The 9,833-nt window shown below is 68.5% G+C and carries 7 protein-coding genes; 3 read left to right on the top strand and 4 right to left on the bottom strand.

What is annotated here, in order from left to right; translation table 11 throughout:
• Position 1 precedes the first annotated feature (1 nt).
• Positions 2-1,708, top strand: coding sequence for an asparagine synthase-related protein (locus B3T77_RS12115; RefSeq protein WP_292079886.1), 1,707 nt, complete (start codon positions 2-4; stop codon positions 1,706-1,708).
• On the opposite strand, the gene B3T77_RS12120 is transcribed toward B3T77_RS12115, so the two are convergent.
• The 4 genes from B3T77_RS12120 to B3T77_RS12135 form a co-directional block, all read right to left on the bottom strand.
• The gene (locus B3T77_RS12120; RefSeq protein WP_292079887.1) at positions 1,641-4,007 is read right to left on the bottom strand and encodes a S9 family peptidase; all 2,367 of its coding nucleotides are present in this window, start codon (positions 4,005-4,007) and stop codon (positions 1,641-1,643) included. The two genes, B3T77_RS12115 and B3T77_RS12120, sit on opposite strands and share 68 nt — an antisense overlap.
• 6 nt (positions 4,008-4,013) lie before the next feature.
• A complete protein-coding gene (locus B3T77_RS12125) occupies positions 4,014-6,962 on the bottom strand; it encodes a TonB-dependent receptor (RefSeq protein WP_292079888.1) in 2,949 nt (982 codons plus the stop codon).
• Positions 6,963-7,053: 91 nt separating this feature from the next.
• Complete coding sequence (locus B3T77_RS12130) at positions 7,054-8,040, bottom strand: FecR family protein (RefSeq protein ID WP_185224706.1); 987 nt, start codon at positions 8,038-8,040, stop codon at positions 7,054-7,056.
• 9 nt (positions 8,041-8,049) lie between these two features.
• Positions 8,050-8,538 (bottom strand): RNA polymerase sigma factor, encoded by a 489-nt coding sequence (locus tag B3T77_RS12135; protein WP_185224831.1) that lies wholly within the window; start codon positions 8,536-8,538, stop codon positions 8,050-8,052.
• 503 nt (positions 8,539-9,041) lie between these two features.
• On the opposite strand from B3T77_RS12135, the gene B3T77_RS12140 reads away from it, so the two are divergent.
• Both B3T77_RS12140 and B3T77_RS12145 read left to right on the top strand, forming a co-directional pair.
• Positions 9,042-9,302, top strand: coding sequence for a response regulator transcription factor (locus B3T77_RS12140; protein WP_185224707.1), 261 nt, complete (start codon positions 9,042-9,044; stop codon positions 9,300-9,302).
• Positions 9,303-9,493: 191 nt separating this feature from the next.
• Positions 9,494-9,790 (top strand): DUF7662 domain-containing protein, encoded by a 297-nt coding sequence (locus tag B3T77_RS12145; RefSeq protein ID WP_185224708.1) that lies wholly within the window; start codon positions 9,494-9,496, stop codon positions 9,788-9,790.
• The last annotated feature ends 43 nt before the right edge of the window (positions 9,791-9,833 follow it).

The raw sequence follows: 9,833 nt of genomic DNA on the forward strand, positions 1-9,833 counted from the left end.
GATGGGCGCGGACTCCTTCGTGGCGCTCGTCGGCGACGCGGCCGGCGCGGTCGATGCGCTCATGGCCCCCTTGCGTCGGCGGCTGGCCGGCGCCGGCTGGTCGCGCTGTGTCTCGCACCCGTTCCTCGAGGTCTATGCGCCGTCCGACCGCCTCAGGATCACAGCAGCGCTGGACGGCCATGGCGTCCTGATCGGCGAGATGTTCGACAACACGGGCCGGGCGGCTTCCGCCTCCGAGGGGGGCGCGCTGGCCTGCCGGTCCCTGGATGCGGCGTCCGCTCGACGGATTATTGGAGAGCACTGGGGCCGGTACGTGCTGGTCCGGCGCACTGGCGGCGACGCCGCGATCCTGCGCGATCCTTCCGGTGCGATCGAGGCCGTCTGCTGGCGCAGGTCCGGTGTGACCGTCGTCGCCTCCAGCGCGGCGCCAGTTCTTGACCCTCTCCTGCCCGAGGATCTGGCTCTGGACTGGGAGGCGGTGTCGCGGTTGGTCAGCCGCGGCGGCGAATATCGTCACGATCTCGCCCTGGACGGACTGACGCCGATCGCCGGCGGAGAGCTCCGAACGGTCGGCGCCGGCGGGTCTCGCGGCGTGCAGATCTGGCGGCCGGCGGACGTCTATCGACGCGGGCGCGGCCGTCCGCCTGAACTTCGGTCGGTGGTGCAGATGGCGGTGCGCAGCCTAGCCGGCGATCACACATGGGTCGCCGAGGTCAGCGGCGGTCTCGACTCTGCGATTGTCGCGGCGTCCCTCGAGACGTCGCAGCGGAATCGCGTCGCGGCCTGGGTGAACCACTACGTCGAGCAGCCCGAAGGCGACGAGCGCATCTATGCGCGGGCGGTCTTGGCGCGCGAGGGACATGCGCTGACCGAGGTGCGGCGCGAAGGGCTGAGCCTGTCCGCCGAGCGTCTGGCGCGCACGGCGGACGCCTTCCGACCGGCCACCAACGACATAGATACGGACTACAATGACGACATCGCCGCCCGCGTTCGGGAGGCTGGGGCATGGGGATCGCTCACGGGACAGGGCGGCGACGCGGTCTTCTTCCAGATGCCGAGCCCTCTCATCGCTTTCGACGAAATCCAGGAGCGCGGGGTCAGGGCGCGGCCGGCGGCCGTGCACCGGATCGCACGCTGGACCCGCCGGTCCCTTTGGCCTTGGGCCTGGTCCCGCGCATTCCGGGAACACCGGCGCAGCCGCGCCGACTGGGATCATCCCTGGCTCGACGACCTGCGGAGTGTTCCACCTGCGAAGGCCCTGCAGATTTCGATCCTCGCCTTCTGCCAGACCTTCCAGGGGCAGGCCGCACGGAGCCGGCGCGGGGTCTGCGTGAACCCGCTGCTGAGCCAGCCCGTGATGGAAGCCGGCCTGTCCTGGTCGACTGTCGATCTGACCTGGGGCGGCCGGGATCGGGCCGCGGCCAGAAACGCGTTTCAGGACGTTCTGCCTCCCTCGATTTATGCCCGCCGTTCAAAAGGCGAACTCGGAGCCTTCTACGGCGAGGCTGCCGCGAGCAATCTGCCCTTCCTGCGGGACTATCTGCTGGGCGGGGCCCTGGCTCAGGCGGGCCTGCTGGACGACCTTGAGACGGACCTTTCCCGGGAGGCGCTGCTGTGGCGCGGCGGCTTCTCCCGCCTGCTCACCCTGGCGCTGACGGAGGCCTGGGTTCGACGGTGGACGGCGCGGCTGGAGGCGCGTTCGCGATGAGATGGCGATCGAACCAGCCGATGACCTGCTCATAGTAGATCCGGGCATTGCCGGGGTTGTGGATCCCGTGGTCCTCGCCGATCAGATAGAGCAGGGCGGCCGGGCGCTGGAGGCGTCTGAGGGCGGCGAACATGCCTTCGGCCTCGCCCGTCGCATGGTCCATCTCGCCATAGACCAGCAAAATGGGAGCCGTGATCCGATCCGCCTGTTCGAAGGCGCTGCCGCGGCGGTACCTGTCGGGATCGGACCAGTAGGACGCACGCATCCCGACCTGACCGGATTCCAGCCACCGCGCCGTTCCCATGATCGCAGCCTCGTTCTCGCCCGCCAGACGCGCATGGTTGGACAGCCTGCCGAGCGATCCGGCCAGGTCATAGGATCCGTTCAGGGCGACGACAGCCTTGAACCTGGGGGATTGTGACGCGCTCAGCACGACCGCCCAGGCGCCGAAACTGTGTCCCCAAAGGCCGATCCTGTCGCCATCGACGAGCCTCTCGGCGGCGGCGGCGTCGACCACGGCGAGGATCCGGTCCGCCAAACCGGCCGCCGGCTCGGGGCCGACAGGCAGGTCGGGATAGAGGACGGCGTAGCCGGCGGCGACCAGAAGCTGGCCGTTGAGCGTCAGATTACCCGCCTCGGGGCGCATGGTCGGCGGCGGGGTTGCATACGCGCGGTCGGGATAGGGGATGACAATCACCGGAAGCGGCCGATGGCCTTGAGCCGGGGCGTAGAGCCATCCACCGGCCCCTCCAGGGCCGTCAACCCGCCGGGCCGCTGTGAGGTCTACGTCGTCGAGCTCGGGATTGAGGCTCCGGATCGTCTGCGTCGACGTTCCGCGTGTCACGGCGAGGCGGTTGACAGCCCGACCCTCGCCGCCGCGCGCGACGGCCACACCTTGAGACCAACTCACTGCCGCGCCGGAAGGACCCGTGACGCAGACGATGGGGCCCGGGTCAGCCCGGATCCGGCACAGCTGTCCTGTCGGCTCCGACACCACTGCGCTGTCTTGTTTCATTGGCCCCGCCAGGGCCCGCTGGCCAAGCGGGCCATCCGGCCGAACGACCGAGGCGAACGCACCGAGGTCATCGGACGACCCGTCGGTGGTCAGGCGAACGACATGTCCGCGACTGGAGAACAGAGCCCCGCGGCCTCCTTGTGCGATGAGGCGGGCGTCCGGCGCCAAGGCCGGGAGCCTCTCGCCGCTCAAGAACCAACCCTCTTCATCCCGATCACGGCCGTGCAGGACGATCGTTTCACCGATCCAACCGGCCTCGGCCGTCGGCAATCCGTGGAAATCGAGCGGGATGAGCGGGGTGACGCCCGGCGGGGTGACGTCCCGCGCCGCGCCAGCCGGGCTGACGGCGAGAAGGCGGGGAGAGTCGCCATCGATCGCGGCTACCATGAGGGTGTCGGACGCCGGCGACCAAGTCAGGAGACTTGTCGAGACGTCCCGGGCCTCGGGCGGGTCCCGAGTTTCGCCGGAGCGACTGTCGACCAGCCGCAGGGCGCGGGTACGCCGAAACTCCGTTGCGGCGCCCGGAGAGGGGAGGAGCTGGAGGGCGCCGTCGACAATCAGGGCGACGTGGCGGCCGTCCGGGGACGCCTCCAGGTCAAGGAACGGCCCTCGGGCGAGACGGGTCGCGGCACCGGTCCGGGCGTCGATCCGCAAGAGGTCGCGAAGGGGCCGCGCCGGTTCCGACCCAAGCCCGACCGAAACGAAGGCCGCCTCCCCACGGGCCGCCCGGTCCCAGAGCGGGGGCAGTTCTCTCTGGGTTCGATTGGTGTCCGCCAGACGCGGCGGCAGATCCCCGTCGGGCATGCCGAGCACCACGATAACATCCTCGGACAGCCATTCCACGGATCGGCCCCAGGCGCCCGTTTCCGGAGAGATGTCGGTCCACACGACGCCGCCGCTGCCCAGATCCACGATCCCGATGTGGAACTGCAGGGCGTGCAGGCGGAAGACGAGGAGCTTGCCGCCGGCGGGGGAGAAGGGGCCGGCGGTGTAGCCGGCGTCCTCCTCCATCGGCAGGAGCGGCGCGACGCGGGCAGGGCTCGCGACATCGGCCCGATAGAGGCGGGCGTAGCGGAGCGCGCCCTCGGGCTGCAGGTCGTAGCGGGGAAGATCGTCCCGCGCGCGGCGTTCCTCGAACACGATCACTTGGCCGGTCGGATCGACGGCGATCCGCCCGAAGCTCTCAAGCCCGAGCAGGGTGTCGAGGGTCAGCGGCTCCGAAGCGCCCGTCGTCGGGCACGCGAGAGCCAGCGCGACCAGCGCGCCGGACAGACGTTTGCGCATGGCGTCTCACCAGCGCTTGACGAGTTGCAGGGAGACTTGGCGGCCCAGCGCGTTGGTATTGGCCGCATCGTAGCCGATCCCGCGCGACGCGTCGTAGAACGGCGGCTCCGAGTTCGCGAGATTGAGCACGTTCAGGGAGAGGGAAAGGCCCTCGCCCCAGCCAGGGAAGTCGTAGCGAACCTGCCCGTCGAAGGTCGCCCAGTCGTCGATGCCGCGACCGCCAACGGGGTCTCGTCCGCCGCTGACATAGTTGGCGATCAGGCCGAGCGTCAGAGGGCCGCTTACCCATTGGCCGCCGAGCCTGCCGCGCCACCGGGCGGGGAAATGAGGGTCTCCGAGCAGGTCCTCATTGGGGGACGCGTCGGTGATCTGGCGATCGTTGGCCAGGAGATGCGTCATCGACGCGTCGATCGACATCTGACCAGCGCCCAGGTCGAAGCGATATCGCGCTGACAGGTCCAGCCCCTCGACCTCGACGGCGGCCGCGTTGACGAAGCGATTGTCGACGATCACGCCATAGGCGGTGACGGGCATGACGGTCGGGTTGAAATTGCCGGGGTGGTCCAGCAGCGATTGGACGAGGGCGCGATCCTCGGCGTTGGTGGCCGGGTTCACGAAGCGGACGAAAGGGGCCAGGGCGGGATCGTTGAGAACATTCGTCAGATTCTCGAGGACCGGATTGCCGATGCGGTCCTCGAACCGGGTGCGGAACCAGCCGCCCTCCAGTCGGAACCCGCTAAGGGCCGCCGGCGTCCAGATAAAGCCCGCCGTCGTCGAAGTGGCCGTTTCCGGCCGCAGGTCGGGATTTCCGCCGTACTGGACGACAGCGAGCACATTGACGCCGCCCCGGTTGAGAAAGGTCGGGCCGAGGGCATAGGCCGTGAACAGCTCGCGGAGCGCCGGCGCGCGGAACGATGTGCCATGGCTCGCCCGCAGCAGCAGGTCGGAAGCCGGGCTGTAGAGCAGACCGACCTTGGGGTTGGTGGATTGCCCGACCCCCTCATGGTCTTCGATCCGCGCCGCCAGGGAGAACTCAAGGCGCTCCAGGCCCGGGCGGGCGTTTGCGGCGCTCACGAAGGGCGCCCGGAACTCCACAAAGGCCGCCGAGACATCCCGCTCATAGACGAGAGGGGCGACGATGCGCGGCGCTATGCCGGAAAGGAAGTTCTCGCCCTCGGTTTCGAACCGTTCGCCGCGAAGATCGACGCCCACGGCCACCCGCAGCGGACCGCCTGCGAGCTCAAGAAGCGACCCGTCAGCCTTGAGGTTTGCCGAGGTCACGGTGGTCGTGTGGTCAGTCCAGGAATAGCCCGAGCCGATATGCGCCCGCATCGCCGGGCTGGTGTTGGCGGGATCGCCGTAGGGATTGAAGAAGCCGTCGACCGCCGTTCTGAACGTCGTCGTCGGTATATCCGCCCGGGACCCCATGGCCTCCTGCAGGAAGGTCGTCTGAACCCGGTTGGAGAGTGTCCGGCTGCTGAACTCCCGACCGCCGCTGAGGTAGGCCGACAGGTTCCAGTCCCGTATCGCGCCGTTGAGCCCAAGGGCGCCGCTGACGCTTCGCGTGCGGCCTTCTGAGAGCGCCGGCCCAAGCTCGTCGATCCAGGAATAGGCGATGTCGTGGCGTGTCGCGCCCACCGGAGACACGAAGTGAGGATTGGCGGAGGTGATCACGACGATGCCGGTGTCGGCGGGCGTCTGGAGGGTGTGGTCCCGCTCTGTGTAGCGGATGTCGCCGTCGATGCTGAAGCCGAATGGAAGACTCTGCCGCGCCGCGGCGAAGAGGCTGTGCCGACGCTGATGCGGCAGGAACCACTGGCCCAGGTTCTGGTTCGTGAGGTTGACCTCATTGGCCCGAAAGTCGCCCGGCGTCAGCCCTGCGCCGTCCTGATCGCGAGGAATGGCGAAGATGGGCTGATAGGAGCCCGAGATGGGGTTCTGCGCCATGATGTTGCCGGGCGCGCTGTAAACAAGCCGCCAGTCCGAACCGCCCAGCGGGCGCAGGTCGGCGCTGGAGATCACGCGTCGGTCCTCCGAACGGAGCTCGCCGCGATCATGAAACTCGTAGGCCGCGACGAGGCTTCCGCTCGACCAGTTGAACCCGCCGACATGGGACAGCAGGACTTCCTCGGCGCCGCCGTCGCTCGTGCCGCCCACTCGCACGCGGGTTTCCGCCTGCTCGAACCGGGATTTCAGGATGATGTTGACGACGCCGCCGACCGCGTCCGCGCCGTAGAGGGCTGAAGCCCCGTCCAGCAGCACATCCACCCTCGCGATTGCGCTGGAGGGAATGTTGGAGACGTCCGCGAAGTCGCCGGAGATGCCCGTGCCGGCGATCCGCCGGCCATTGACGAGGACGAGGGTTGCGTCTGCGCCGAGTCCGCGCAGGTTGAGCCCGGTCGCCGCGCCGCTGTTCCGGGCCGAACGATCCGCGCCGGTGTTCGCGGAGCCCTCATAGGCGGCGCCGGTGAAATTCTGGGGGAGGGCCGCCAAGGTCTCGGCCACCGTCGCGCGCCCCTGCCGCGCTACATCGTCCTGGGTCAGGACTGTGACCGGCGAGGGACTGTCCACGCCGCGGAAGTAGCTGCCCGTAACCACGACCTCTTCGAGCTGGGTGGCTTCAGCGTCCGTCTCCGCCCGGGCCGACGGATCGATCAGCACGAAGACGTTCGGGCGGCTCTGACGATAGGTGAGGCCCGTTCCGCGCAATAGTTGGGCGAGCGCGGCCTCGGCCGTGAGATTGCCGGTGACGGCCTGGGACTGACGTCCGGCGACGAGCGCGCTGGGATAGAGGATCTGCAGGCCGCTTTGCTGGGCGAAGACCGGCAGGCTCCGCTCGAGCGGCCCCGCTCCGATGCTGAACGCGCGCACGGCCTCGACCGTCTGCGCCGCCACCGGCGTGGCGACCCCCAGCATCAGTGCGGCGAGCGCGGTAGAAGTGAACCTGTGACCCATGATCTCCCCCGATTCTCTACCCGCAGTTTTGCGGGTCGGGGAGGAGACGTCGGGTCGCGGCCCATCCCCTAAGTCCGGGATCAGATTATTTTCAGGCGGGTCCCGTCAGAACAAGGTGGCCGTCCGGCGCCCGCTCCGCTTCGAGGGCGTAGAGGTCCCTGAGCGCGGCGACGAAGCCGTCGACATCGCCTGCATCGAAGACCCCGCTGACCCGGATGGCCGAAATCCGGTCGTCCCGCAGTTCCACCGGCGAGGGGCTGTAGCGGTTGACCTCCGCGACGGCGACGGCGATCGGGGTGTTCTCGAACGTCAGGCGGCCGGTCGTCCAGCTCGTCGCCGCCGGCACGTTCACCGCCACAACCGCCGGGCGTTGAACCGAAGTCGTGACCTGTTGTCCCGGCGCCAGGGTCCATGCCGGCCGCGACGACGCCTCTTGCCGCACGGCAACCTGCCCCTCGACCAGAACAATCCGGGCGCCCGCGCCGGTCCGCCGGACGTCGAAGCGGGTGCCGATCGCGGTCACCTCCGTATCGCCGGCCTTCACCAGGAAGGGGCGGGTGGCGTCTCCCTGCACCTCGAACATGGCGCGTCCGGAGGTGAGCGTGACCAGACGCTCGGACCCGCTGAACCGGACCGTCACGTGAGACGCCGTGTCGAGGATGATGCGTGAACCGTCTTCCAGCCGGACCGTGCGCTGCTCACCGATGGCGGTGTCGTAGACGTCGGAACGTTGGGCGGACCACCAGGACCAGCTTCCCACAACGAGCGCCAATGCGATGGCCCCGGCCGCCCCGAGAGGGACCAGGCGGCCGGAGGTGCGTCTTCCCCCCTTTGTCGAAGCCTGGCGAGCCCGGTTCGCCGCGTCTTCCGTCAGCGCCGCCATCCCGGGGGTGTTTGCCAGCGTTCCGGCCGCGTCCCACATGGCCTCCAGACGGCTGAAGGCGCGGGCGTTCTCAGGATCCCGCCGCCACACGCTGAAGGCCTTGATATCGGCAGTGGTGACCTTGCGCTGGCTCAACGTGGTGAACCATTCCGCTGCTTCCTTGCGCCTGATGTCGGCTTCAGCCTCGATCGTCATCCGTCTTGCCTACAGGTCCAGCCGAGACGCGCAGTACTCAAGCGCCCTGGACATTCGCCATTCCACCGTTTTTACGCTGATCCCGAACGACTGGGCGATCTCCGGATAGGTCATACCGCCAAAGCGGCTCAAGACGAAGACGTCGCGGTAGAGTTGCGGCATGGATCCGATCACCTGCTCGAGCAGAACCTGATCGAACTGCGGCGCGGCCTCGGCTCCGGCCGGTATCTGAAAGTCCCGATCCCGCCGCCGCCGTCCTTCCCGCCGGCTCTCGTCGCGTACCAGGTTCAGGGCGATCTTGAGCAGAAAAGCCTTCGGATGACGGATGTCGTCCAGCGCATAGGGCGCGGCACGGATGTAGGTCTCCTGAACGACGTCCGCCGCCGCCTCGGCGTCGACATGGGCTCGCAGGCGACGATCCAGCCAGGCGGCATAGCGCCGATAGAGACGGTTGATACCGTCCTGCGCCTCCGTGCCCAGCTGCTTCGTATCGGTCACCACGGTTCTCCGGCCTCTCGACGAGAGGGTCCGGAACCCAGACGCGTCCACACGGCCTGGGACAGGCGCGCAGGCGCGCGCCGTCAGGCGTTGGGAACGGGCATGCGCGCTGTGCGCGCCGCCGTCGATGATCTGATATCGCACAGGGGATTCCAGGCCCCGCCAACGCAAGCGTCGGCGACGTCAGCATGAATCAAACGGAATCCCGGCGCAAGCCGGAGGGGTCGGGCGTTGGAATCCTCTGCGATCGCGAGGCCCGCTGCTTCGGTTCACAGCGGCGCCTCTGTCTCGCGGACAGACCCCGGCTCAAGCTGTGGGCCTATCTCACGGCGCCCGACCGGGGCGGTCTAGAAGCCGCCCCCGGCGGAGGCAAGCGCTGGCGTGGTCTGGCGCGCGGATCGGGTTATCCCGCAAGAAAATGGCGGAGAGCCCGCAATTCACTGTCGTTGCCCGGTCGTTGATTCCCGCCGAACGTGAATCGCGTACTTTGGAAGGAGCGAGCCATGCAGCGTAGTCCCCATGCGGAACGCCAATCATCCCTGCTTCTCAGCGGTCGCGAAACCGAGTGTCTTCTTTGGGTCAGTCGCGGCAAGAGTTCGGCGGACATCGGTCAGATCGTCGGCCTGTCGCCCCGGACGGTCGACAGCTACATCGAGAAAGCCTGCGCCAAGCTTCGTGTCCGGACGCGCATCGAAGCTGTCGCGGCTGCGGTCCGCGCCGGCATCATCGATCCTGACGAAGACGGGTCAAGGCGCGAAGGGTGAGGGGGCGGGCCAGGAACTTCTGTGAGGAAGCCCGGCGTTTCGCCGCCGATCGCCGCCGACGCTCACGCGTCCCCTGGCTCTCGATCGGCGCCTATCGTTCCCGGAACCCGCCATCAATGACCCTACACCGCTTGCGGCTGGTCGCGCGAGTCGGGTTGACCGGAGGCCATCAGAGAAAGGAAAACACGCCGATGCCCAAATACGCCCCGCTCGCAGCCTTCCTCCGACGCCAGAAGCGCGCCGAGGTGGACCTGACCTTCCGGGACATCGAACGGATCGTGGGCGGCATCCTGCCGAAGGCCGCGGCCGTGGAAGGATGGTGGAGCGCGGATCCGGCCGGGCCGGTCATGCCCCAGCACATCGCCTTTGCCGAAGCCGGCTTCGTCGCCGAACCCAGGATTCGGGCCGAGACGGTGCGCTTCGTTCGTGTGGAAACGGCGAGCTCACCGCTGGCGTCAGCCGCTCTGGCGCACGGTGTGACGCTCTGACATCCGATCACTTCCGGCGGCTCCCCTGGAGGCGGCAGATCGG

This window comes from Brevundimonas sp. UBA7838 (genome assembly GCF_002500885.1).
In the GTDB taxonomy this organism is placed as follows: Bacteria; Pseudomonadota; Alphaproteobacteria; order Caulobacterales; family Caulobacteraceae; genus Brevundimonas; species Brevundimonas vesicularis_C.